Origin of the sequence: Dielma fastidiosa (assembly GCF_003475485.1) — a bacterium.
Taxonomy (GTDB): Bacteria; Bacillota_I; Bacilli_A; order Erysipelotrichales; family Erysipelotrichaceae; genus Dielma; species Dielma fastidiosa.
Genome location: NZ_QRQL01000003.1, coordinates 70,542 through 94,953, shown reverse-complemented (window position 1 = coordinate 94,953; position 24,412 = coordinate 70,542). Strand labels below are relative to the sequence as shown.

General features: G+C 40.3%; 23 protein-coding genes and 1 tRNA gene. 17 read left to right on the top strand and 7 right to left on the bottom strand.

The annotated features are described in order from the left end of the window. Positions 1–95 precede the first annotated feature (95 nt). The 6 genes from DWZ33_RS08405 to DWZ33_RS08380 all read left to right on the top strand — a co-directional run bounded on the left by DWZ33_RS08405 (position 96) and on the right by DWZ33_RS08380 (position 6,445). Positions 96–587, top strand: a complete 492-nt coding sequence (locus DWZ33_RS08405) for a GNAT family N-acetyltransferase (protein WP_118454503.1) — start codon at positions 96–98, stop codon at positions 585–587. Continuing rightward, positions 584–1,393: a metallophosphoesterase gene (locus tag DWZ33_RS08400; protein ID WP_118454502.1), complete on the top strand. Its 810-nt coding sequence runs from the start codon at positions 584–586 to the stop codon at positions 1,391–1,393. Before DWZ33_RS08405 ends, DWZ33_RS08400 begins: the two co-directional genes overlap by 4 nt. 132 nt (positions 1,394–1,525) lie before the next feature. Next, complete coding sequence (locus DWZ33_RS08395) at positions 1,526–1,954, top strand: MarR family winged helix-turn-helix transcriptional regulator (RefSeq protein WP_022938095.1); 429 nt, start codon at positions 1,526–1,528, stop codon at positions 1,952–1,954. An 11-nt stretch (positions 1,955–1,965) separates the two neighbouring features. Then, entirely contained in the window at positions 1,966–3,693 is a 1,728-nt protein-coding gene (locus tag DWZ33_RS08390) for an ABC transporter ATP-binding protein (RefSeq protein ID WP_118454501.1), read from the top strand. Beyond that, complete coding sequence (locus DWZ33_RS08385) at positions 3,693–5,552, top strand: ABC transporter ATP-binding protein (RefSeq protein WP_022938097.1); 1,860 nt, start codon at positions 3,693–3,695, stop codon at positions 5,550–5,552. The genes DWZ33_RS08390 and DWZ33_RS08385 overlap by 1 nt, the downstream gene beginning before the upstream one ends. A 116-nt stretch (positions 5,553–5,668) precedes the next feature. Further along, a complete protein-coding gene (locus DWZ33_RS08380; RefSeq protein ID WP_022938098.1) occupies positions 5,669–6,445 on the top strand; it encodes a DeoR/GlpR family DNA-binding transcription regulator in 777 nt (258 codons plus the stop codon). Positions 6,446–6,515: 70 nt separating this feature from the next. Here DWZ33_RS08380 and DWZ33_RS08375 read toward each other — a convergent pair whose 3' ends face one another. Next, complete coding sequence (locus DWZ33_RS08375; RefSeq protein WP_118454500.1) at positions 6,516–6,797, bottom strand: PTS sugar transporter subunit IIB; 282 nt, start codon at positions 6,795–6,797, stop codon at positions 6,516–6,518. Positions 6,798–6,800: 3 nt separating this feature from the next. Further along, on the bottom strand, positions 6,801–8,234 hold the full coding sequence (locus DWZ33_RS08370; protein ID WP_118454499.1) for a PTS sugar transporter subunit IIC: 1,434 nt from the start codon (positions 8,232–8,234) through the stop codon (positions 6,801–6,803). Between the two features lie 261 nt (positions 8,235–8,495). On the opposite strand from DWZ33_RS08370, the gene DWZ33_RS08365 reads away from it, so the two are divergent. After that, on the top strand, positions 8,496–9,224 hold the full coding sequence (locus DWZ33_RS08365) for a creatininase family protein (RefSeq protein ID WP_118454498.1): 729 nt from the start codon (positions 8,496–8,498) through the stop codon (positions 9,222–9,224). Then, a complete protein-coding gene (locus DWZ33_RS08360; RefSeq protein WP_118454497.1) occupies positions 9,205–9,963 on the top strand; it encodes an HAD family hydrolase in 759 nt (252 codons plus the stop codon). Before DWZ33_RS08365 ends, DWZ33_RS08360 begins: the two co-directional genes overlap by 20 nt. Positions 9,964–10,335: 372 nt before the next feature. Here DWZ33_RS08360 and DWZ33_RS08355 read toward each other — a convergent pair whose 3' ends face one another. Both DWZ33_RS08355 and DWZ33_RS08350 read right to left on the bottom strand, forming a co-directional pair. Further along, positions 10,336–11,139 carry a Cof-type HAD-IIB family hydrolase gene (locus DWZ33_RS08355; protein WP_182425596.1) on the bottom strand — a complete coding sequence of 268 codons (804 nt, stop codon included), beginning with the start codon at positions 11,137–11,139 and terminating at the stop codon, positions 10,336–10,338. Between the two features lie 63 nt (positions 11,140–11,202). After that, a complete protein-coding gene (locus tag DWZ33_RS08350; RefSeq protein ID WP_118454495.1) occupies positions 11,203–13,404 on the bottom strand; it encodes a bifunctional diguanylate cyclase/phosphodiesterase in 2,202 nt (733 codons plus the stop codon). 198 nt (positions 13,405–13,602) lie between these two features. Between DWZ33_RS08350 and DWZ33_RS08345 the strand changes: the two genes are divergently transcribed. Then, positions 13,603–15,066, top strand: coding sequence for an alpha-amylase (locus tag DWZ33_RS08345; protein ID WP_118454494.1), 1,464 nt, complete (start codon positions 13,603–13,605; stop codon positions 15,064–15,066). Positions 15,067–15,124: 58 nt separating this feature from the next. On the opposite strand, the gene DWZ33_RS08340 is transcribed toward DWZ33_RS08345, so the two are convergent. Continuing rightward, on the bottom strand, positions 15,125–15,808 hold the full coding sequence (locus tag DWZ33_RS08340) for a DUF421 domain-containing protein (RefSeq protein WP_182425594.1): 684 nt from the start codon (positions 15,806–15,808) through the stop codon (positions 15,125–15,127). Positions 15,809–16,335: 527 nt separating this feature from the next. On the opposite strand from DWZ33_RS08340, the gene DWZ33_RS08335 reads away from it, so the two are divergent. Beyond that, positions 16,336–17,238: a helix-turn-helix transcriptional regulator gene (locus DWZ33_RS08335; RefSeq protein WP_118454492.1), complete on the top strand. Its 903-nt coding sequence runs from the start codon at positions 16,336–16,338 to the stop codon at positions 17,236–17,238. Positions 17,239–17,333: 95 nt separating this feature from the next. After that, the gene (locus DWZ33_RS08330; protein WP_118454491.1) at positions 17,334–17,819 is read left to right on the top strand and encodes a cysteine hydrolase family protein; all 486 of its coding nucleotides are present in this window, start codon (positions 17,334–17,336) and stop codon (positions 17,817–17,819) included. A gap of 2 nt (positions 17,820–17,821) precedes the next feature. On the opposite strand, the gene DWZ33_RS08325 is transcribed toward DWZ33_RS08330, so the two are convergent. Then, positions 17,822–19,177 (bottom strand): DUF2812 domain-containing protein, encoded by a 1,356-nt coding sequence (locus tag DWZ33_RS08325; RefSeq protein WP_118454490.1) that lies wholly within the window; start codon positions 19,175–19,177, stop codon positions 17,822–17,824. Between the two features lie 15 nt (positions 19,178–19,192). Continuing rightward, positions 19,193–19,672, bottom strand: coding sequence for a PadR family transcriptional regulator (locus DWZ33_RS18265; protein ID WP_244925863.1), 480 nt, complete (start codon positions 19,670–19,672; stop codon positions 19,193–19,195). Here DWZ33_RS18265 and DWZ33_RS08315 point away from each other — a divergent pair. The 6 genes from DWZ33_RS08315 (at position 19,659) to DWZ33_RS08290 (ending at position 24,392) form a co-directional block, all read left to right on the top strand. Further along, positions 19,659–20,282 carry a hypothetical protein gene (locus DWZ33_RS08315; RefSeq protein WP_118454489.1) on the top strand — a complete coding sequence of 208 codons (624 nt, stop codon included), beginning with the start codon at positions 19,659–19,661 and terminating at the stop codon, positions 20,280–20,282. The two genes, DWZ33_RS18265 and DWZ33_RS08315, sit on opposite strands and share 14 nt — an antisense overlap. A gap of 58 nt (positions 20,283–20,340) precedes the next feature. Beyond that, positions 20,341–20,417, top strand: a tRNA-Pro gene (locus DWZ33_RS08310). 147 nt (positions 20,418–20,564) lie between these two features. Then, the gene (locus DWZ33_RS08305) at positions 20,565–21,842 is read left to right on the top strand and encodes an HD-GYP domain-containing protein (protein WP_118454488.1); all 1,278 of its coding nucleotides are present in this window, start codon (positions 20,565–20,567) and stop codon (positions 21,840–21,842) included. Continuing rightward, positions 21,839–22,813 (top strand): GGDEF domain-containing protein, encoded by a 975-nt coding sequence (locus DWZ33_RS08300; protein ID WP_118454487.1) that lies wholly within the window; start codon positions 21,839–21,841, stop codon positions 22,811–22,813. The genes DWZ33_RS08305 and DWZ33_RS08300 overlap by 4 nt, the downstream gene beginning before the upstream one ends. A gap of 173 nt (positions 22,814–22,986) precedes the next feature. Further along, the gene (locus DWZ33_RS08295) at positions 22,987–23,943 is read left to right on the top strand and encodes a Gfo/Idh/MocA family protein (protein WP_118454486.1); all 957 of its coding nucleotides are present in this window, start codon (positions 22,987–22,989) and stop codon (positions 23,941–23,943) included. Next, a complete protein-coding gene (locus DWZ33_RS08290; RefSeq protein ID WP_118454485.1) occupies positions 23,940–24,392 on the top strand; it encodes a pyridoxamine 5'-phosphate oxidase family protein in 453 nt (150 codons plus the stop codon). Before DWZ33_RS08295 ends, DWZ33_RS08290 begins: the two co-directional genes overlap by 4 nt. Positions 24,393–24,412: the final 20 nt, after the last annotated feature.

Below are 24,412 nucleotides of genomic sequence, written 5' to 3'. Positions count from 1 at the left end.
TATGATTTTCAAATTCATAATCTTTTGTAAATATTAAGAAACAAATTTAAAAGAATGCTTTATAATAATGACAATCGCTGACAGGAGATGAAGAAATGAAAAAAGTAAATATACGCACCGCACTACCTGAAGATACACCGCTGATTTATGATTTTATTATGAAGCTTGCGCAATATGAGAAAAAAGAAAAGGAAGTAAAAGCAACCCCTGAACTGTTATATGAAAGTCTTTTTGTCCGCCGTCAGGCAGAAGTATTGATGGCATTTGATGATGAACAGCCAGTTGGCTTTGCCCTTTATTTCCATAACTTTTCCACCTTTTTAGGGAAAGCCAACCTCTACCTTGAGGATTTATATGTTGACGAGGCTTACCGCCATCAAGGCATCGGCTCACAATTATTTAAAAGACTTGCGGAAATTGCTGTTGAGCGCAACTGTGAACGTTTGGATTGGTGGTGTCTTGACTGGAATGCTTCCGCTATTAAGTTTTATACGCAGAAGCTGCATGCTGAACCTATGCATGAATGGACAGTTTACCGGCTTTGTGATAAAGCCTTGATACAGCTTGCCAAGGAGCCGCTGCTTTGAAGAAAAAGCTGATGATCATCGGCATCATATTTTTGCTGATTGCTGCATATGCTTTATTTATCGAGGGTAAAATGTTGAAAATCTATACGTATGAATTAAATAAAACAGAAAAAAATCAGCCTTCTTTTAAGGTGATCCAGCTTTCTGATATCCATTTAAGCGACAGCTTCACATTGGATGATTTAGCAAGGCTGACAGCTAAGGTCAATGAACAAAAGCCTGATCTAGTTGTCTTTACCGGTGATCTGGTTGATCATTTCGCAAGCTTTGATTATTTAGATGAAATAGCACCAATCCTAGCAGACATCAACGCGCCCTTGGGCCGTTATGCGATTTGGGGCAATCATGATTATGGCGGCGGCGGTGTTCGTTACTATGAGCAGATTATGAATGATGCCGGTTTCACCCTGCTGCAAAACAGCGGTGAATTGATTCCCTTAAACGATCAGCACACACTCTGGCTCGCCGGTCTTGATGACGGCTTATTGGGTGATCCTGATTTAAGCTTGATTCCCGCGGCTGATGCTGATTACAATATTCTGCTGCTGCATGAACCAGATCTTGCCGATACTGGCTCAACAAAGGGTTATCAGCTCTTATTAAGCGGCCATTCGCACGGCGGTCAGATATCACTGCCCTTCTTTATTCCTTTTACACCGCCATTGGCAAGACACTATAAGCGGGGCTTTTATGATATGAATGATCAAACAGCCAAGCATTATGTCAATGCCGGCATCGGCACCACCAAGCTGCCGATCCGCTTTATGAATCCGCCGCAGATTGCTGTATTCACCATCTATCTTTAAATCAAATAAGGACTGAACTGCATAAGACAGTCCTTTTTCTTATTTACAATGTTTAACATTGACAATTATACACACCAGGAGTATATTTCTACATATGATAGTTAGTAAGCTAACTAATTAAGGAGGGGTTGAATGAAACTGCCTTTATATTTGACAGTGTTTAAAACACATAACGCATTAAAAAACTGTACCAGACCGAGAATGGCTGTCTATGGTCTGTCACCGGGTCAGCCTAAGATTCTGCGTTATTTATCAAAGCGGGATCATTGGATGCAGAAAGAACTGGCAAACGCCTGTGAAATCAGCGCCGCTACCGTCAGCAATCTTTTATCAAAGATGGAAGAAGCCGGATTGATTACCCGCAGTGAAGCTCAGGATGACCGCCGGGCTGGCAGTATCAGTATTACGGATGCCGGCCGTAAGGCAATTGAAGCGTGGAATGAGGAATGTTTTACGATTGAAGCACGCGGTCTTCAGGGATTCAGTGAGGAAGAAAAAGCGGCTTTTGCTGATTATTTAAGCCGTATGTATAAAAATTTGAGTGGTAAAGAAATAGAATAGGAGATCACAGTATGCTTAAAAAATTTTTTGTTTATTTTAAAGATTATAAAAAGCATTTAATCTTTGCGGCTGTCTGTGTCATGCTTGAAACCTTGTTTGAATTGATTATTCCGCTGATTATGGCAGATATCATCGACATCGGGGTGGCAAATCAAGACACACAGCTGATTTTAATTAAAGGTGCGCAAATGATATTCTGCGCGCTGATATCGCTGGCGCTGGGCATGGCCTATGCGCGGTTTGCGGCGACGGCCGGGCAAGGGTTTGGCAGTGAGCTAAGAAAAGCTGAATATCAGAAGGTGCAAAGCTTTTCCTTTGCAAATACCGATCATTTTTCTACCTCATCCTTAGTTACCCGTCTGACCAGTGATGTCAACGTCTTACAGACAGCCATCTCTTCCGGCATCCGGCCGATTGTCAGAGCACCGTTTATGCTGGTTACTGCCTTAGGCATGGCAATCATGATCAATAAAGATTTAGCTGTTGTCTTTATGGTTGCGCTGCCGGTATTGGGAACCATTCTTTTTCTTATCGTAAGGACATTAAGACCGCTTTATGGCAAAATGCAGAAAGCTGTTGATTTAGTCAACCGTGTCATTCAGGAGAATCTGATTGCCATCCGGGTCGTTAAATCCTATGTGCGCGGTACTTATGAAAAAGAAAAATTCGAAGAGGTTAATTTTAATCTGCAGACAACCTCCGAAAAAGCCTTCCATTTCGCGGTATTAAATATGCCTGCCTTCCAATTTGTCATGTATTCAACGATCGTTGCGATTCTATGGTTCGGCGGTCAGATGATTTTTGTCGGCAATATGAAGGTGGGTGAATTAACCGGCTTCTTAAGCTATGTACTGCAGATTTTAAATTCACTGATGATGATTTCCAATGTCTTTATGATGCTGACCCGTTCCATCGCTTCAGCGGCCCGTATCCAAGAGGTTTTTGAGGAAGTGCCAAGTATTCAAAGTGATGAAAGCAAACCGCTGACAGTTAAAGACGGCAATATTGACTTTGAACATGTCTATTTCAAATATAAAGAAGCGGCTCAGGAATATGTGCTTTCAGATATTAATCTTTCCATTAAAGCTGGGCAGACAGTCGGCATCATCGGCGGTACCGGTTCAGCAAAGACATCGCTGATTCAGCTGATTCCACGGCTATATGATGTTTCCAAGGGAGCTGTTTTAATTGATGGGGTGAATGTTAAAGAATATCCTATTAAACATCTGCGGGATGCCATCGGCGTCGTGCTTCAAAAGAATACGCTGTTCAGCGGTACGATCCGTGATAATCTGAAATGGGGCAATGAATCTGCGGATGATGAAGAATTAATGGCGGCATGCCGGATTGCCTGTGCCGATGAATTTATTAAGCGCATGCCAAAGGGATTGGATACTGATCTCGGTCAGGGCGGCGTCAATGTTTCCGGCGGTCAGAAACAGCGGCTTTGTATTGCCAGAGCGTTACTAAAGAAACCCAAGGTGCTGATCTTTGATGATTCCACAAGCGCTGTTGATACAGGTACCGAAGCCAAGATCCGTAATGCATTAAATCATGAGCTGAAGGATACAACGAAGATCATCATCGCGCAGCGAATTTCCTCTGTCCTGCATGCTGATCAGATCATTATTCTTGAAGGCGGTTATGTCAATGCTGTCGGTACTCATGAAGAGCTTTTAAAAACAAATCCGATTTATCAGGAAATCTATTCATCTCAAAAGGAAGGGGCTGAGTTATAATGGCAAGACAAATGAATTATAAACGGCCTAAGGATTTAAAACGTACAGTTACTAAATTAATGGCTTATCTCGGCAATCATAAATTCGCTATGTTTATTGTCGCCATCCTGGTCATTCTTTCTGCCGGGGTTAATCTGGCTGGTACCTACATGCTGAAACCAACGATCAATTCCTTTATTCTTACTAAAGATCTGATGGGTCTGATGAAGATGGTTGCTACGATGGGCGGCATCTATTTAGCCGGTGTTTTATGTACGCTTGGCTATACACAGCTGATGGTAAAAATGGCCCAGCAAATTATTAAAGAGATCCGCAGTGATCTGTTTGCAAAGACACAAAATCTGCCGCTTCGTTATTTTGACGCCCGTACCCACGGTGAACTTATGAGCCGGTTTACAAATGATATCGATGTTGTCGCGGATGCGCTGAATAATTCATTTACGGCGGTCATTAATAATTTTGTGATGATTACCGGTACTGTGATCATCATCGTTGTCTTAAACTGGCGTTTATCCATTGTCGTATTGATTGCAATGCTGCTGATGACCTTGTTTATTCAAACCAGCGGTAAAAAAAGCAAGCATTATTTCAATAAGCAGCAAAAATATATCGGCTCTCTGAATGGATTTATCGAAGAAATGGTGGAGGGTCAAAAAGTTGTAAAGGTATTTAATCATGAGGAAAAGGATTTTGAGGAATTTGTCAGACGCAATGAGCTGCTGCGTGAATCAGCCACCGAGGCACTGACTTATTCAGGTATCATGGTACCTGTCGTTGTCAGCATGTCCTATCTGAATTATGCGATATCAGCCATGATCGGCGGCTTTTTCTCAATTGCCGGCTTAATGGATCTCGGATCATTGGCGGCATATCTTGTCTATGTCAGACAGACGGCGATGCCAATCAATCAGTTTACCCAACAGATCAATTTTATTCTGGCGGCAATGTCCGGCGCGGAAAGAATCTTTGAAATGATGGATGAAGCTGAAGAAATCGATCAGGGTATTGTAACACTCGTTCGGGTCTGCAAAGATGAAAACGGTGTGATGCATGAATGTGATACTACTACCGGTCATTGGGCATGGCGGCATCCGCATTCTGACGGTTCGGCTGAACTTGTTGAATTGAAGGGTGATGTACGTTTTAAAGATGTTGTATTCAGTTATGATACAGGCCATGAAATCCTCCATGGCATCAATCTGTACGCCAAACCGGGTCAAAAGATCGCCTTTGTCGGCGCTACCGGTGCCGGTAAAACGACAATTACAAATCTGATCAACCGCTTCTATGAAGTAGACAGCGGCAGTATTACCTACGACGGCATTGATGTCAAATTGATTAAAAAAGATGATTTGCGCCGCTCTTTAGGCATGGTGCTTCAGGATACCCATTTATTTACCGGTACAATTGCCGACAACATTCGTTACGGCAACCTTTATGCCAGCGATGAGGATGTCATTAAGGCTGCCAAACTGGCTAATGCCGATTCCTTTATCCGGCGTCTGCCTGACGGCTATCAAACAATGCTGCACAGCGACGGCGCGAATCTTTCACAAGGTCAGCGTCAGCTGCTAGCGATTGCGAGAGCCGCTATTGCCGACCCGCCGGTACTGATTCTTGATGAAGCTACCAGCTCCATCGATACAAGAACCGAGAAGCTGATTGAAAAAGGCATGGATTCCTTGATGGAAGGCCGCACCGTCTTTGTCATCGCCCACCGCTTATCAACCGTCCGTAACTCAAAAGCAATCATGGTCCTTGATCAAGGCCGTATTATTGAACGCGGCAGTCATGATGAACTGATTGCACAGGAAGGCACTTACTATAAGCTGTACACCGGTCAGTTTGAATTATCATAAGTCGTTTCCCCTCTCTCATTCTCCTGATGTTTATGAAATATTATCAAAAATAGACTAAAATATTTTCGTAAAATAAGGTATAATAGATAAGTATAGAAATTTGAAGGGGGATACTCATGCGCAGCTCCAAAGCCGAAATTGAAAAAAGACGTGAAAATATCATCACTTATCTGCTGGAAAATGGTGAATCTAACATTGAAGACATTGCCAGCTATCTTTCTATTTCAACCTTAACGGTACGCAGAGATATCGAAGAATTCAAGGCGAATCAAATTATTGGTCAAAAAAACGGCAATCTGAAGCTGAATGATGATTTTAAGCTTAAATTAAAACAAAATAAATATTCGCGTGAACGCAAAGCCATTCAAAAAGAAGCGGCCAAGCATGTTGAAGAAAATGATGTATTGTTTATAAATACCAGCTATACAGCATTAGGTACCGTAAAATATATCAAGGATATACATTGTACCATCATTACGAATAACACCAACATTGTCAACATTGAACGCGATAAGTCCATTGTAGCCCTGCTTACCGGCGGTGAAATCCGTGAACCTCGAAGCTCAATTGTCGGTGAAATTGCCTATAATACGATCTCACAGATCAAAGCTAATAAATGTATCATCGGTGTTGACGGTATCAGTCTTGAAAGCGGATTGAGCTCATCCATTCTGCATGAAGCCAGCATCACCGAATTGATGCTTAAATGCTGTACAGGTGAATGCTTTGTCGTTGCCAGCAGTGAGCGGATCAATAAAACTGACCGTTTCTTCTGCGGCAGCTTGGATTTGGTGGATACAATCATCACTGATAATAAGGTCGATATGCTGGCTGTTTATGAATTCAGACGCCGCGGTATCGAGGTCATCATCGTTAACCCAGATAAAGCATAATAAAAACCTGCCAAACGGCAGGTTTTTATTTCATCGCTGTGCGAGCAAGTGCACAGTTGAAAGGGATGAATTATAGAATTGACGCATTCTTTAGTTTCTCAGTAATTTCCGCTTCTGAGAGAACATTCTGCAGTCCGATAATCTGTGTCTTGCCGCCTTGATTAAATGATCCTTCAAAGGACAGCGGACAGAGGATGACATCATAATTAGCCGCTGATGAAATAGCGTCTCCGACACTAGTATGATCAATTTGCGCCTCAACCTGATGCTTTTTAAAAATAGCTTCTACCTTCATTTTAATCAGCATGCTTGAACCCATGCCATTGCCGCAGGCAACCATAACCTTTAACATAATTTAATTCTCCTTTATGTGATTGTAATAAACTGCTTTATGCTTACGATAGTAAAGCTGATTCAAGGCCAATAAAGCGATGATAGCGATAATTGCACCGCCATATGGCCCCACAAAATGAATCACAACCATTAAACCAGCGAAGAAGGTGTTGTTGTCGAAGAAAGCCGGCCAAGCAGAAAGTGAATAACCGCCGACACCTTTCACAAACATAATCATCACAAATGAAATCAGCACTTGGAATAATCCGTTCAGTATTGAACACAGGATAGCCGCATTTTTACCGCCGCGTTTGTTGGCATAGATCGCAATGGTCGCGTTATCAAAAAACAACGGTACGAAGCCCGGCACCAAAAACAGCGGTGATTTGAAGATCAACAGACCGGCAATCGCGATAATCTGACCGAAAAAGCCGAAAATGAAGCCAATTAACGGAACATTAGGATGTGCATAATTGAATGCTACCGCGCAGTCAACAGCCGGCATAGAGCCTTTAATCAGCTTTTGTGAGATACCCTCAAAGGCTTTCATCAGTTCTGCCACAAACATTCTGACACCGGCTAACAAAATATACATATATACTGAGAAATAGATACATTTCGTAATAATATAGACGATGAATAAGGTTGTAGCGGTAAACGTAGAATCAATTTCGCGCATCGCCGGTTCCCCAATTACCAGCATCAGACCGCCAAAGAAAATGGTCATTAGAATCGCTGTTGATACAACATTATCCTTAAAGATTGATAAGAAGCCAGGCAATTGGATGTTTTCAACACTATCCTCAGGTTTGCCGAAGAAGCCAGCAATTTTATCTGTGAACCAGATGCCCAGCATCTCCTGATGACCGATTGCGAAGCCCGCTCCGCCAGTCAGATTCTGAGTCGCTTCAACAGTAATATTAGAACCGACCGCAGCCCAGACACCACACAGTGCGCCGAATAAAATGGTGAATCCCATATTGCGGGCAGCCGGGCATACTAAATAGACAAGCCACATCATCAATGTTGTATAGCCCTGCAGCGTATGACCGGTTACATATAATGTACGGCAGCGCGTCCATTTATTAAGGATAACTAAAATGAAGTTGACAGCGATTGAAACGGCAAAAGCAAACATCGTCCAGACGACCGCCCCTTCAATGGAAAATAAACCCGTATCCACATACATCTGTCCCATCAGGAAATACGTGTCGACAACCGCCGCTTCCATTTGAAACTTTGTACCCAAAGCATCAATGATCGGCTTAAATGTACTGGTCAGACCGCCGGAACCGATGGTCAGGATAAAGAAACCAACAGCCGTTTTAATAAAACCGGCCAGCGCTTCATGAAACGGCTTCTTCATCGCAAGCAGACCGATAAATACCATGATGCCAATAAAGTATGCAGGCTGAGTAAGAATGTTGCTCGACAGCATTTGTAAGAATGTAAACATAGCTTCTACCTCCTTTTGTTTGAACTATTTGTTTATGGCTTCAGTATAGCGCTTACATCAGGCATCGTCAATCATTTTATGATAATTTTATCATATAAATTATGAATTAATCATAAAATTTCCAATATTTACCTCTTTTTATCGTATGATTTGCCATTTTATTATAATTTTGACTGTATTTTATCTTAAACATATTGAAAATATTTCATGTATGTGCTTATAATGAGACTAGTTAATCAACTATAAAGGAGGTTTATATTTATGAAAGATGTTTATGCAGGCAATCTGACTTCACCTGAATTCGCAAGGGCAGTTAAGGAATGCAAAGCTGTTATTCTGCCTATTGGCTCATGTGAACAGCATGGTCATCATATGCCGTTGGATACCGATAATCTAATTGGCAGCTATTTGGCTATGGAGACAGCCAAGCGCTGTCACTGTCTGGTGATGCCGGCCATCAATTACGGACAGGTATGGTCAGCCAGAAAATTTCCCGGCACGATTGCCCTCAGCACTAATACATTAATCAGCATTATTAAGGAAGTTGTCATATCTCTGCAGTCTCATCATGTCAAAAACATTATCTTATTAGCCGGACATAATGGTAATTCAAACGCGTTAAAAGAAGCCGCCCGGCAGCTGCTTGATGAATATCAATGGGAGAATGTGTGGTATCTTTGTGCTGAAATTGATTCATCCTTAATGAAACTCATGGAAACGCCAATTCCCTGCGGCTGTGTTCATGCCGGCGAGATGGAAACTTCAATGCTTTTAGCCATCCGCCCTGATTTAGTTCATATGGAAAGGGCAACCGCTGAATTTCCTACGCTGCCTCAGGATGCGAAGTATCGGCCGGTAAGTTGGGAGCATTATATTGAAAGCGGCTCTTTTGGTGACGGCGGCAAAGCAACCGCTGAGAAAGGTAAGGCATTGCTTGAATCGTCGATTCAAAGCGCTGTGCGGCTGATTAATGAAATCATTCCCGACTGATCAAATCAAGCTGGCTGTTTTTGATATTGATGATACACTGCTTCCCCGCGGCCGCTTTGCACTTTCATCACCTACTAAAAAAGCGATTCATCAGCTTCATGAAAATGGCATTATCACCATTCCAGCCACAGGCCGAGGCAGTTATAATACTCCTGCACAAATCATTGATGTGCTTAAACCGCCCTTTCTCATAACCATCAATGGTCATATCATATTAAAACAAAATGAGATTATCAAATCGGCGCCCATAGACCGTCAGGTTATCAGTGAACTATACGCTTTCTGTTTCAGCCATCATCTATCACTGATATATAAGACAAGGGATAGCTATCTGCATGTTTTAGATGCAAATATTGATAAGTCAGCCAAACAGGAACGGACATCCAAAGACATCTACGGCTGTTTTCTTATTCCACCGCCAAATTTTCCCATTTCCTTGCTTGCGAAGCAATTCCCATCATTAGTTTTTACTAAGGGAGGCGATGGATATGATGTCTATGGCTGTGACGCGGACAAATCATTTGGCATCGAATTAGTTTTAAAGCAATTGAATCTCAATTGGGAAAATGTACTGTGCTTTGGTGATGCGGAAAATGATCTTACTATGATTCAAAAGGCTGGCTTGGGCGTTGCGATGGGAAATGCCTGCGGCAGCTTAAAGGCGGCTGCGGATGTGGTTTGCGGAAATGCTGAAGATGATGGAATTGCTGATTTCCTGAATCAGCTGTTCAGCCATTAAATTAAGAATATAGGATAGAAAAAAAATCGTGCTGCCACGATTCTCTCATTAATTCTTATAAGCCACCGCCCGCTTAGGCCATGACGTATCCTTTAATAAAATATGGCAAACCCAATCATATCCGCTTTTTGCTAATTCAGCAAGGCTTTGGCCGCACTTACCCCAACCCCCGTTGGATAAAAACAGCTTTCTTAATGGCCGCTGACAATTCGCTGAAATAACTCTGTTGGCTTGATTCAAGATTTTGATACATACAAAAAATCATTCACTAAGAATATCCACCGCCAAAGGTAGAATATTCACTTTCTGAAAAAGCGTCAGCATAATGCCGATTCTGCAAGCTTTATGTAAATAGGTCAGATAAAATAAAACTTATGCCTGATTATTTTCTAACAGGTGCCAAATTGCCTTAGCTACACCGTCATGCGCCGCATAATCACTGATCCAGTCCGCATGACTTTTTACATATTCACTCGCATTTCCCATCGCGATCCCGCAGCCTGCCAATTCAAGCATTTTCAAATCATTGGTAGAGTCACCGATCGCCGCTGCCTCATGCCATGTCAGATTAAATTTATCCAGCAATATCTCAATCGCCCTAGCCTTATCATTATCGGCACGAAACACATCAAAAACATGCTCCGCAATCTTATCACAGCGCAGGTTAGGGGTGGCATTGACAAAATCAACTAATGCCTGTTCATCCTCAGCAACCACTACACCGTTATATGGCATATTATGCAGATGCCGGGTATGGGTTGGATCATCCTTAATGATTGTACAGCCTTCCTTCACATGGGTTCTGAAAAAGTCCTCGATTTTATCAAACCGATGATAACCATAAGAAAAATCGTCAAAATGGAAACACAGACCACACTCATGCGCCTGCGCATAATCCCAAATCATTTGAAAATCATGATGACTCATCGGATTTTCAAACAAAGCCTGACCTTTCCTATCCTCAATATAACCGCCGTTTAAATTAATTCTGGCATCAAAATCAATTAAATCAGTAATCGCCTTTGTATGAATCGGCGGCCGTCCGGTACACAGTACACATTTTACTCCATGGCGCTGTAAATCAGCAATCGCGTCGATAGAGCTTTGAGCCACGACACCCTTACTTGTTTCAACTAATGTTCCATCTACATCAATAAATACAATTTTAATTTTCATCGTCATCCCTCATTCAAATTTAATCCTATTATAACACATCTCAGACAAGAAAAAACTGCCGCATTAACCGGCAGAATTCACTTTCATTGTTTGCTGGGACTGCTTTTTACGCATTTCCATTTCTTTTTCCTTAGTGACATTTTGAATCAAGCCGACAGCTTTTACCGACTTACCGTTCTCATCCTTAACAGCCGTCAGTGTAATATGATTCCAAACAATGCTGTCATCACCCATATGTGCCTGAATGGTGCAGCTTGCCTGATCCTTACCATCATAGATATCCTGATACATTTGAATAAAATCATCCTCATACCCTTCACAAACCGACCCCTGTTCAATAAATCCTTCCGGCGCGTTTACCACACAGTCAGATAAACCAAAATCATCCTGTGTATGCTTAGCATAATAAGCGGTACGAGTAGCGATATCTAATTCAAAAATCGTATCCCGACCGGATTCCATCGTTAAATAGAACCGTTTTTCAGCAAGTTTCAATTCTTCAATAGTTTCCATATAATCACTGACATCCGATACTGACGCATAGTAAATATCTTTATTATTAATCTCTGAAAGATAGAACAGACGGATTTTAACCCATAACACTCCTTTTGAAGAATACCGGCGTACAATAACCTCTGAACCTTTATCGCCATTCTCATTAGCCTTTAAAAGCGCAGCCATCATCAGCGGCCGGTCTTCCTCAAGAATCGGCAATTCATCATGCTTATAAAAATCCATCATATCATGTTCACACATTAAATTATAATATTGCTCATTTGCCTTCATGACCCGAATATCCTGTCCGTCAAAGGAATAGAGTACAACCTGTCCAAGTATATTGTTCAATAATGCCTCAGACATCATATCCTCATGAAAGAGATCCTTAAAATTCAACTGCCAGTCTTCCAGTGTTTTCTGATTCAAGTGATCACGAACATCAATCTTGCTCTCATCCCTGATCAATTCCTCAAAAGCTGTCAGCTTCATTGGCCGGTAATAATAAAAGCCCTGAGCATAAACACAGCCGATTCCCAGCAGGAAATCAACTTGTTCACGGTTTTCAACACCCTCCGCAATTACCTTAAGATCAAGCCATTTCGCCATATGTACCACAGATTCCACAATATCCTTGCTCTTGCAGTCATTGTTGTCAAGAAAACGCATATCCAGCTTCAGCACATTGATATTAATATCCTTTAAAATATTTAATGAAGAATAACCGCTGCCAAAATCATCCATAGAAACTGTAAAGCCTTCATTCATCAGCTGGCTGATTACCTGAATAATTTCATCGGTACGGCTGCTGTATGCACTTTCTGTCACTTCGATTTCCAGCCAAGCGGCATCAAGTTCATATTTATCAGCCAATGCTTTGATCATCGCAAAAACATCCATGCTGAAAATATCACTCCGCGATACGTTAACCGAAAGCGGCAGCACTGATAACCCCTGCTGTTTGCGCTGATGCAGCCATCGGGCAGCCTGTTCCCACACATAGGCATCTAATTTTTTAATAAACCCATTCCGTTCAAATAAAGGAATGAAAACCGTAGGCGGAATCAGTCCCTTTAATGGATGATTCCAGCGAACCAATACTTCCCCGCCGACAATCAGTCCGGTTTTCATATTGCATTTTGGTTGAATATAAATCTCAAACTCATGATTAGCCAGTGAGGTTTCCACATTGTTCAGCAGATCCTGCTCCTCGATCAAAAGATTACGCATACTGTCATTATACCAAGCTAAATGATGCACATAATTCCCTTTTACGGATTTGCCGGCCATCACTGAACGGTCACACATCAGACTTGCGCGGATACTGCGGTCAGTGATCTCATAAATGCCGATAGCCGGGATAATTTCCATATTTAGCGGATAATTCCGGCAGATGTTTACAATTTTATCCGCTGCCTTTTCACCGCCGTTTTTTGATGGCAGAAAGACGGCAAAAACATCAGAACCAATGCGTGAGAAACAGCTGTTCTCACAAGCCAGCTCAGATTGCAGCTGATGGGCTAGATATTGCAGCAGCGCATCTCCCTGTTCAGTTCCATAAAAATCATTGATCAAGCGAAACCGTTCAATGTCTACGGTAATGATTTGAAAGACTTCATTAGGCACTGCATCTAAAATCTGCTGAATGGTTTCATAAAAGACATGTTTATTACAGACACCGGTCAGTGAATCATAATCACGATAAAACCGCAGCTGTTCTTCGAGCTGCTTAATCTGTATTTCTAATGATTCAATATTCTGACTTGTCATAGCTATCTCCTTGTCAAATTCACGACACTATCATTTTAACATTATCAATATAAATATGAACCTAAAATCGGTGTCTAAAATGGTTTTTTGAGACACTTTTTTTGCCGTTTCAGATATTTGACCTGATTTATGGATCAAAGCACCGCTTGTATTTTAATAAAAACCCTCCTATACTAAAACCAGAGAGTGAGGAAGCGCATGACATACAAAAGAACGCTAATGCAGTATTTTGAATGGTATCTGCCTGCTGATCAAACGCTGTGGAAACGCGCGGCACATCAAGCGGAACAGCTAAAACATGATGGTATTACAACTTTATGGCTGCCGCCTGCTTATAAAGGCAGTGCCGGTGATAAGGATGTTGGTTATGGTATTTATGACTTATATGATTTAGGTGAATTTGATCAGAAAGGCAGCATTCCTACAAAATATGGCACAAAAGATGAATACATTGAAGCCATTAAGTGTTTGCATGATAATCAGATTGAAGTGATTGCGGATGTAGTAATCAATCATAAAATGGGTGCTGATGAAACAGAGGAAGTAATGGCACATGAAGATGCCGGCAACAACCGTAATAGTGAAATCAGCGGCAGCCATATGATAACTGCCTGGACTAAATTTACCTTTCCTAACCGTCATGCAAAATATTCTGATTTCACATGGAATTGGAAGCATTTTGACGGCACTGATTGGGATCAGAAAACACAGCGCAGCAGTATTTATCAATTTGAAGGGAAGGAATGGGACCGCAATGTTGATCAGGAGAATGGCAATTATGATTATTTGATGGGCTGTGATCTTGATTTCAGCTGTCCTGAGGTACGTGAGGAATTAAAAAAATGGGGCAGCTGGTTTTTGGCTTTTACCAAAATCGATGGCTTTCGTATGGATGCGTTAAAGCATATTGATGCCTATTATATTCCTGAGTTTTTAAATGTGATACGCGGCCAATACCCTAACCTATATGCTATTGGTGAATACTGGAACAGTGATGTGAATGTTTTGCTTGATTACCTGCATAAGACTGGCAATGTCTGTCATTTATTTGATGTGCCTCTGCATTATCAGCTTGAAAGAGCCTCTAAATCAAATGGTAATTTTGATATGCGGACAATTTTTGACAACACCCTGCTTAAACTTGATCCTGTGCATGCGATAACCTTTGTGGACAATCATGATACACAGCCGCATCAGTCACTGGAATCATGGGTTGACGGTTGGTTTAAGCCGATTGCCTATGCTCTGATACTTCTTCATCCGGATTCGACACCTTGTGTATTTTATGGTGATGTATATGGCATTCCCCATGATGATATTGCCCCAGTTGATGAATTGCAGCGGCTGCTGCTCATCAGAAAAGAGACTGCGACAGGGCTTTGGCATGAATACTTAGATGATCCAAATATCATTGGCTGGACGCAGGAAGGCGAATCTCAAGGCGGATATGCGATGCTGGCAAGCGACGGCGACGGCGGTGAGAAGGTCATGTTTGCGGGACTAAACCACGCCGGTGAAGAATATCTTGACGTCATGAATCATCGTGATGAAGTCATCATCATTGATCAGGAGGGCAACGGACGCTTTCTTGTCGACGGTGGTTCTGTTTCCGTCTGGCTGCCGCGTTCTGCCTATGAAAAAATCATGATTGAAATTCAATAAATTGAAAAGGGACAACAAATGTCCCTTTTGTTTATAAATATTATTTTATGGTATTAATTTATGCCTGCTTGTATACGGTCAGTTTATGATTTTCATCCACAACAGCCAAAATAATTTGATTCAATTCTGCTTCATCAATGTTCTGTTTTCTTAATTCTCTAACCAACCATTTCTCATCAATATTCATCAGCTTAAGATTTGATTGGAGAATCACCCCATCCATGATAACTGACAGCACCTGAATGGGGTTTGCCGCTTTCAGCTGCAGATCATCATTACGTGCTGGTCTTGCGAAGCCTTTTGGCTGTACAGAAAGTTTACCGGTTGGCTCAAGGTTGGCAGTATATACATCATTGATATTAAAATAACCGCTGGTTCTTAGATTACTGAGCAATTCAGAAACCGTCATTTTTGATTGCTGAAGTCCACTGATCTTAATGCTGCCTTTTTCAATCAAAGCTATTGGTTTACCAGTTAAAACCGCATTTGCTGTTAAATTAATCTGGGTGATTTTATTTAATAACAGATTGCCTGCAAAAAATAAAATAATGGCAAACAGTCCTGATGTTAATGACAGATCAGTGTTTATACTGATTGTCGCCGCAATGGAACCAACGCTAATCCCTGTTACATAATCATAGAAACTCATCTGTGCGATTTGCTTTGGCCCATTTAACCGCGCCATGATCAGCATGACAAGAATTGTTGCGACTACACGAAGCAAAATTTCTGAAAAATTCATAAGGCTCATCCTTTCTCCTCTAGTATGCGCCTGAATTCATAATTTTAATGCTTTTTCTGCAATTTGTACTGTGACTTTCTAAGGATTAAAAACATCATCTATTTAAAAATTTCTATGCCGAAGAAAATTCTTGTATTGTTGAGTTTAATTAACAAATACAACAATATTGTATATAGTAATAATGCAGTGAAAAGTATTTCATCGCTATTTTAATGTATACGAGTGACGGTTCTGACTCGTCGATAAAATAAAAATTGACCGAGCGATGGGTAAGGGGTATGTGCCCCTTATTTTTGTTTTAGGAAAACTATTAATTACACAAGCAGATCAAAAGCCTTACACATACATTTTCTTTTAATTTTAAACAATTAAGGACTATAACTTTGATCAAACTGTTATAGTTCTTTCTATTTCAAATTTATTCATAAAGGGAAGATTAAATTTTAAAACATGACTTAAGCTGTCAAGTTTATGCGGTATAATTATCAATACAGATTACTTTTATTAATCTAAGATTGGAGACAGCCATGAAAGAAAACAGATATTTTCAGATGGTTTATTTATTATTAGAAAAGGGTACGATGACAGCACCGCAATTAGCGGCATATTTTGAGGTATCCGTAAGAACGATTTACAGAGATATCGATATCCTAAGTGCTGCCGGTATTCCTATCTATGCCAGCCAAGGCAGGGGCGGCGGTATCTCAATTCAAGATAATTATGTGCTTAAAAAATCGATGCTCAGTCAAGAGGAACAGAAGCACATTCTCATGGCTTTACAAAGTATGCAGGTGATTGAAGGAGAATCCGCGAAATCACTCTTATTGAAATTAAGCAGTGTATTCCAAAGGGAACATGTTGACTGGCTGGAAATTGATTTTTCAAGCTGGACCAAAAGCGGTGCCGGGAAAGTCCTCTTTCAGACGCTTCAAAACGCAATCCTAAAAAGCCGCAGGGTCAAGTTTCTTTATTGCAATGGCAGGGGAGAAGTCAATGAGCGAACCATCGAACCGCTGAAACTGGTTTTTAAATCTTATGATTGGTATGTGTATGGTTTCTGTACGCTACGCAATGACTTTCGTTTTTTTAAATTAACCAGAATCCGCAGGCTTACCCTGTGTGATGAAGTATATGATCGGCCAATTCCCGATCAGCTGTTTAAAGAATCTGAAAATTTCGCAATGGCTATGACCCCCGTAACACTTGTCTTTGACCCCTGCATGGCATTTAGAGTTTACGATAAGTTTGATGATGAGGTCACCAAAATGCCTGACGGCCGTTTATTAGTAGAAACATATATGCCTGATAATAATTTGTTATACAGCTATATTCTGTCATGCGGAGATAGTGTGGAAGTGATCAAGCCGCAAAGCGTCCGCGAAAAAATAGCTGAAAGAGCTCGAAACATTGTGGAAAAATATAAAACATGACATGGGGTTACAAGTTCAATATGATATTCTATGAATGTCATAACGGCAAGGACATAATTTGTCCAATTGCGAAATGACAGATCGGAGCCAATACTATGGAAAAAGCTTTAGTCATCATTGACATTCAGAATGATATTACCAAGAATTACAAAGATATAATCGATAAAATCAATCAAGCAATTGATTGGGCAGCCGCCAAGGGTTTGCCTGTGATTTATATCCGCCATGAGAATTTATCAAGTAAAACAAGAACATTTAAGCCGGGTACTGCCGGTGCTGAGTTAGCTTCTGATTTGAAAATCGTATCAAATAACATATTTACTAAAGATAAAGGAAATGCCTTAACAAGTGCAGAATTCAGTGCCTTTATCGAAAAGCACAACATTAATGAATTCTACATTACTGGTGCCGACGCTGTCGCCTGTGTCAAATCAACCTGTTATAATATGCGCAAAGCTGATTATAAGGTTAATGTATTAAAGGAATGCATCACCAGTTATGATAAACGTAAGCTTGATGAAATGCTGAATTATTATGAAAGCAAGGGATGCAGGCTGATGAGCTTAAAAGACTTAGACTAGCATTACGGACGCAGATGCTCGGCGGCAATCTGCAGTTCCTGCATCGTGGCTTGCCAGTTAAATTCAATTTTAACGATCCGCTCTTTATAACAAATAATATATTCATTTAAAAAAGGCTGATCATTATGATATAGCTGATAAACAGTATCTGCCTGCCAGAGCGAAGCGTCGGCTTCCTGCCAGTATGCGTTGTTGTTTAGGTGGATATGCCGCAGATTATTCAGACATGTTTCATAAAGCCAGTCTGCCTTGATATCAACAATTTCATAAGTGAGCTGCGGTTCATGCGAATAAATTTTAGGCAGCTGCTGAGTACAGCGTGAATAAGCCAGTACAAAGGATTCCTGCTGATCATTGATATAGGTATAGTCATCGTTTTGAATCGGCAGCAGCTCTTCAACAGTTAACGGTAAGATATCATGTGTAATCAGCCATTCATGACGATTTCCCGCAGCATCAAACACCTCTCTTACTTCCTGATTATCAGCTTTGATAGCTAATTGATACTGATCGACGGCAGAGGAGAAAAGATGAATTGAAGCTATGAAAACGGTGATAAAAGCAAGGACTGTACAAGATAAATTTTCCAAACGCGCAGCGCTGTGCTTTTTTAGATGATACTGAACAAACCGGCTGAAAAGATAACTTGCAAGCAAAGACACAATTACGGCAAGCATCATTAACAATGCCAGCCATGCTTGACTGAAAAGAGCCAGAAGCAGACAGCCAAGCAAGAAAAGCGCACGATGCATCGAATGCCTGACCTCACAGCAAGAACCGCCTTTTTTCACGGCCTTGACAGAACATTTATACCAAGTATCATAGCGAATTATATCAATCAATAGATAGAGGAAAGCCAGCAAGTCCACGCCAAGAAGCAGCCAGTGTGATGGATCAGAAAACCTTACAAGCGGCTGATCAAACATTTGACGGACATTGCTGATACATAATAAAAGATTGAGCACTAAGAGTATGCCCTCATTGAGTAAAACGCCCCTTTTCATTACATGGTGAATCTTATCCAGCTTAAGTGCTTCATCGGTTTCAATCGGTATAGCATCTGCTTGTGCCGTATAGAAGATCTGCATCGCAGCATTACTTGCCGCCAGCTGCCAATCAGCACTTTCACAATAATCAAGGAATATCTCCTGATTATCACTGGGATATGGATCAAAATCAGATGCCTCAGAAAAATAAGTCACGGCAAATTTTAGCTTCTGCGGTTCGATTTTTTGATATGTCCACCACCCTGAGATATTGCATAAGCGCCACCCCTTTGATGCCATCTTCGTTAAATGGTGCTCAATTCCAGTTGAATCATAAAAGTCAAAAGATGCCAGCTGTATTCTTTTCTTCATTCTTACTCACCCCTTTTATATTATTGGTTTCTGATAATCATGAATCAAACACTTCAATCGCTGAACTTCATCCGCTAATGCCTGCTGCCCCGCTTCCGTTATGATATAGCTTCTTTTGCGGCCTTCAACCTTCGTCTCAACAATTAAATCCGCAAGTACGAAGTTTTCAAGTAAATTATAAAGCGTTCCTGGGCCGACCATCACCCTGCCATCGCTCAGCTGTTTTACTTTGGCCATGATATCCGTCCCGCAGCATTCTTCACGAAGACAAAGCAGGATATAAAACATCTGTTCCGTTAATGTCTGAAATCGTTCTCTGGCCATTGTCAGCATTACCTCCGTCCAATATCGATATTCGTTATTTCCTAATTCAATTGTAATATCGATATTCGATAATGTCAATGAGATAAGATTATCATTTGGAATATTTGCTTTATAGAATGAAAATAAAAGCATGACATAAACTAAAACAGGTGATACAATGCGTTTTTTCACAATTATACTCCTGTTTGTGCTTTTATTATTTATGTCTCCCGCCATCCATCACAGCCAAGAAATTACGACTGTTTTTTCAAGACAGACAAGTGATATCAAGCTGTATGGCTTGCCTGTGGAACTGAATACACCCAATGATATATCCGATATCATCGCCCAATATCAATATGATGCCTATCCCTTGCCAGCGTCTTTCCTCCCTTATCTTGATGAAATCGTAATTATTGAACAAAAAGAAATCGACGAGGAATTCTCTGCGAATACAAGCGGTTATACACGTACCTACTTCCTTGATGATCAATACACTGGTTCGACTATTTATTTATCAGATTCTTTATTTAGAGAAACAACACTGCTGCATGAAGCATTGCATGTCATCGATGCCCGCTTTCAGTTTTCCGCGTCCGCTCAATTTCAAAAGCTATGTGAAGCTGAAATGGATAATGAGTATAATGCGCGGATCATCACCTATTATGATCCCCAATATCACTGCAGCGAATATTTTGTGGAAAGCTATATTAATTACCTGTATGATCCGGAAACGTTTCAGCAGCTGCAGCCGCGTACTTATGAATTTATCTATGAAGCAAATAATCAAATAAATTCATAAAAGCTTCTTTAGAGGACTTGCAATTCTGAAAAAATAGAGTAGAATTATAAGAGGTCATCGGGATGTAGCACAGCTTGGTAGTGCACTTGCTTCGGGAGTAAGGGGTCGCAGGTTCAAATCCTGTCATCCCGACCATTTAAAAGGATACCTGTCAATTGCGGCAGGTTTTTTTTATTTTTTTGCCAATCTCTGATTCAATTGTGATGAATTAATTGCTGATTTTCCTATTTCTATTGTATAATTAACAAAGATTGAGTTTATAAAAAACTGGGAGGTTTTACCATGCTGCCTTTTGTTTATCCAATGGATAATCATTCTGTGATTACCCTTTTTCAGCGTATGTTGAATCATGTCGATACCAGATTGGTAGATCATGGTTTCCGTGTCGCGGCACATGCCGATCACATGCTTCAGGAATTATATCCTGATTGTGATCCGCTTATTCGGCGTAATCTTATTTTAACTGCCTTACTGCATGATATTGGTGCCAATAAAACTGATGAAATAGATAATTTATTAAAATTTGAAACAGACAGCAGCTGGCAGCATGCCATCTACGGCTATCTGTTTTTGCTGTATTTTTCACCGCTGAAAGACTATGCGGACGCGGTTTTGTATCACCACACAAATGCTTCTGAATTAGTGAATTTCAAACTTGATCCATTGCTTCGTGATATGGCGCAGATCATCAACATTGCCGACCGCGCTGATATTTATCTGAGTGAAGGTCACAGCTGGGAATCACTGCATCATGAATTACAGAATGCCGATCGCTTTGATCAGCGAATCACGGATGCGCTGCTGAAACATCAAATCCAATACCCGATGTCTGAAGAACAGCTCTACAGCCAAGAACTTCACGCCCTGCTTACCGGCATTCCCTTTACCCAATCCGAAGTTGATCAGTATGTGAAAATGGCCATATACTGCATGGATTTCCGCAGCCGTTATACGGTTACACATACGATTACCACAACGACGATCAGCCGTGAAATAGCCGTGCGCATGGGCTTATCAGATGCCCTTGTTCAGAAAATCGTCTGCGGCGCTATGCTTCATGATCTTGGCAAAATCGGTATCCCAGTTGAAATTCTTGAATATGACGGCAAACTCAATGAGGCGCAGATGACCATCATGCGCTCACATGTAACCCTCACTGAGCATATCCTGCATGGACTGCTTGATGATGAAATTATCCAGATCAGCCTGCGCCATCATGAAAAATTAAATGGCTCCGGCTATCCTTTAGGTCTTAGTGAAAAGGATCTGACACTGCCGCAGCGAATCGTTGCAGTTGCTGATATCGTCAGTGCCTTAAGCGGACGGCGCAGCTATAAAAAAGCTTATGCCAAGGATACCACAATTGCCCTTTTACTCTCTTATAGTCAGCAGCAGCTGATTGATGTACATGTCGTTGACTGTATGATTGAACATTATGACGATATTCTTGAAACCGCGCATCAGCATGCTCAGGAATTATTAAATATCTATCAAATGATTCAAGACGATAATTATGCCCTGCAGCTGCGTCTTGCATCAGAAAAGGAGGCAGCTTTATGAACCAAACAGCATTTCACCAATTAGCTATTGATTCCATGAAAAGACTCTGGCGCAGTTACTTAATCGATCATTCAGAAGCTGAATTCAGATTTCTGCTCCAACATATCGCTGATGATTTTATCATCATCGGAACTGGCAAGCATGAGATATTTAAGGGTGCTGACAACATGGCGGCGCTGCTTGCGAAAGATCAGCAGGAACAAGACGGCGCACAGTTTGAAATTATGGATGAATGGTATGAAGCACAGGCGCTCAGTGATGATTTATGCTTTGTTTACGGCGGCTTTTATGCCCGTGAAATCAGTCATAGCAGAACGCAAGTCATAGCCGATATGGATACTCGCTTTACCGCTGTCTATCGTTATGAAAACGGTGAGGCAATCCTATGCAACCTGCATCATTCAGTTCCAAATATGGATCAGGCAATGGGTGAATTTTATCCAAAAACAATCACTCAAAAAGCAAACGATGCCATTGAGCGTTCAATGTTTCTTGAACAGCAGCTTAAGCTTGATTCTCTGACCGGTCTTTATAACCGCACAGCCTATGAAAAAAGTGTCAACAGCGTGCTGGCAGCCCATGATCGTCATTGCGCGTTTCTCATGATTGACATTGATGACTTTAAATCAATCAACGATAATTACGGGCATCTTCAGGGGGATCTCTTCCTGCGCAGCTTTGCCGATCTGCTGAATAAAACCTTCTGCCACAATGAACTAATCAGCCGTCTTGGCGGTGATGAATTCAGTGTATTTATCGCTGATTATTCATCCAAAGAAGATGTGGAAGCATTGATTGAGAGCCTGCTTGATGAATTAAAGAACACGATTGCCATGCCGTTTAGTTGCACTATCGGTATTGCTTACAATGATCAACAGATCAGCAGCTTTCAAAATATGTATAAAAATGCTGACAAAGCGCTCTATTTCAGTAAAAGCTGTCAAAAAGGAAGCTATACCGTTTATAAATAAGAACTAAACAAGTATGCCATTACTTATTCATATATTTATAATTAGTGTGATTATTAATCTAAGAACAATGTTATCATTGTTCTTTTTTGTAAATAACTTTTAAAACATGACTAAAATTGTCGTTTTATGTGTTTATGATGATAATGTAGCAATAATACAGAAGGAGGAAAACTATGAAAGTAGCAGTATTGGGAATTGGATTTGGAATCGTTCATATACAGACTTTTTTAAAGAACCCTGATATTGATGACATATTTGTTTTTAGCAGAAGTGAAGAAAAGCTGAAAGCACTTAAAGAACAATATCCTATTCAAATCACAACGAATTTATTGTCTATTATGGAAAATGAGGAAATTAAACTTGTTTCCATTGCATTACCGCATCTACTGCATAAGGAAATGGCCATCATGGCAATGCAGCATCAAAAGGATGTAATTTGTGAAATTCCTGTTGGGATAGATATGAATGAAATAAGAGAAATTGAAGAAGTTGAAAAATTAACAGGTCGGCAAGTCATGACTAACCTTTTTATGAGATATCGGCCATGTTATCAAACCTTACTACAATACGTTAATGAACAGAAACTGGGTAAATTATTAGAATTAAGATTAAAGAATAATTCAGGCCCCGTTTGGGGACATCACCCTTTAGGCATACATCAGCTAATAGTAGAAGCAGGACTTTCAGATTTTGATGCTCTAAGTTGGATCGTAAGTGATTTAAGCATTGAAAATATAAATATTAATGATGTATCAGCGGATATATCAAGTATCCATGTGACATTCCATTCTGCAGAAACTGCTATTTATTACTCATGTTGTTCTATGATGCCAGCAAATTATGGTGTTCAAGAAGAATACGAAGCTATATTTGAAAATGGAATATTACATTATCAAGAAACTGCATGGACAGATAATAGAAATAAAATTGAATTAATTGAGTATAGAAATGATTGTATTAAATCTATCGATTTAAGAAAGGACAATCATTATGAAGAATGTTTGAACGATTGTATTCAGCAAATTAAATTTAGAAATACGGAAGGTTTAACAAATCTTAAAGAAGCAAAAAAATCATTATATTTAGTGGAAGAAATTCTTTATAGAATTCAAAAGGAGAAGGCAAAATGAGTGTATATTATCAAGGCGATGTAAAACAATTAGATAAAGAAAGTATAATAGAAATTAATCATTATATTAACCGTGCAAATACTGTGCATGAACTTGATCCAATGAATATGGATAAATTCAATATTGTATTAGGAACATCTCAGGAAAATCACGTTCATTTAACCATAATGGGGATTTTAAAAGAATCTGGTTTAAATGCTTTATATATGCAAACTAATCGTCAAAGTCAAAAAATTAAAAATATTATGAATCAAAAAATCACTGAAATTTCAATCACAAATGGCCGTGGTTTTCTGATAATGGAGTGTGAAACTAGTATCTTAGATGATTTAAAATTAAAAAAAGAGTTTTGGGAAGATTGGTTTTATGAATATCATAAAGAAGGTTATTTATCTCAAGATTATGTGCTTTTAAAATTTATTCCTAAAGTAATTCGTGTTTTTATATAAAAATCACTTGAACTAGAGTA

Excerpts from the sequence above, each read along its gene's own strand:
- DWZ33_RS08405 (WP_118454503.1), top strand. The coding sequence starts at position 96 with ATGAAAAAAGTAAATATACGCACCGCACTACCTGAAGATACACCGCTG.
- DWZ33_RS08395 (WP_022938095.1), top strand. The coding sequence starts at position 1,526 with ATGAAACTGCCTTTATATTTGACAGTGTTTAAAACACATAACGCATTA.
- DWZ33_RS08390 (WP_118454501.1), top strand. The coding sequence starts at position 1,966 with ATGCTTAAAAAATTTTTTGTTTATTTTAAAGATTATAAAAAGCATTTA.
- DWZ33_RS08385 (WP_022938097.1), top strand. The coding sequence starts at position 3,693 with ATGGCAAGACAAATGAATTATAAACGGCCTAAGGATTTAAAACGTACA.
- DWZ33_RS08380 (WP_022938098.1), top strand. The coding sequence starts at position 5,669 with ATGCGCAGCTCCAAAGCCGAAATTGAAAAAAGACGTGAAAATATCATC.
- DWZ33_RS08375 (WP_118454500.1), bottom strand. The coding sequence starts at position 6,797 with ATGTTAAAGGTTATGGTTGCCTGCGGCAATGGCATGGGTTCAAGCATG.
- DWZ33_RS08370 (WP_118454499.1), bottom strand. The coding sequence starts at position 8,234 with ATGTTTACATTCTTACAAATGCTGTCGAGCAACATTCTTACTCAGCCT.
- DWZ33_RS08365 (WP_118454498.1), top strand. The coding sequence starts at position 8,496 with ATGAAAGATGTTTATGCAGGCAATCTGACTTCACCTGAATTCGCAAGG.
- DWZ33_RS08360 (WP_118454497.1), top strand. The coding sequence starts at position 9,205 with ATGAAATCATTCCCGACTGATCAAATCAAGCTGGCTGTTTTTGATATT.
- DWZ33_RS08355 (WP_182425596.1), bottom strand. The coding sequence starts at position 11,139 with ATGAAAATTAAAATTGTATTTATTGATGTAGATGGAACATTAGTTGAA.
- DWZ33_RS08350 (WP_118454495.1), bottom strand. The coding sequence starts at position 13,404 with ATGACAAGTCAGAATATTGAATCATTAGAAATACAGATTAAGCAGCTC.
- DWZ33_RS08345 (WP_118454494.1), top strand. The coding sequence starts at position 13,603 with ATGACATACAAAAGAACGCTAATGCAGTATTTTGAATGGTATCTGCCT.
- DWZ33_RS08340 (WP_182425594.1), bottom strand. The coding sequence starts at position 15,808 with ATGAATTTTTCAGAAATTTTGCTTCGTGTAGTCGCAACAATTCTTGTC.
- DWZ33_RS08335 (WP_118454492.1), top strand. The coding sequence starts at position 16,336 with ATGAAAGAAAACAGATATTTTCAGATGGTTTATTTATTATTAGAAAAG.
- DWZ33_RS08330 (WP_118454491.1), top strand. The coding sequence starts at position 17,334 with ATGGAAAAAGCTTTAGTCATCATTGACATTCAGAATGATATTACCAAG.
- DWZ33_RS08325 (WP_118454490.1), bottom strand. The coding sequence starts at position 19,177 with ATGAAGAAAAGAATACAGCTGGCATCTTTTGACTTTTATGATTCAACT.
- DWZ33_RS08315 (WP_118454489.1), top strand. The coding sequence starts at position 19,659 with ATGCGTTTTTTCACAATTATACTCCTGTTTGTGCTTTTATTATTTATG.
- DWZ33_RS08305 (WP_118454488.1), top strand. The coding sequence starts at position 20,565 with ATGCTGCCTTTTGTTTATCCAATGGATAATCATTCTGTGATTACCCTT.
- DWZ33_RS08300 (WP_118454487.1), top strand. The coding sequence starts at position 21,839 with ATGAACCAAACAGCATTTCACCAATTAGCTATTGATTCCATGAAAAGA.
- DWZ33_RS08295 (WP_118454486.1), top strand. The coding sequence starts at position 22,987 with ATGAAAGTAGCAGTATTGGGAATTGGATTTGGAATCGTTCATATACAG.
- DWZ33_RS08290 (WP_118454485.1), top strand. The coding sequence starts at position 23,940 with ATGAGTGTATATTATCAAGGCGATGTAAAACAATTAGATAAAGAAAGT.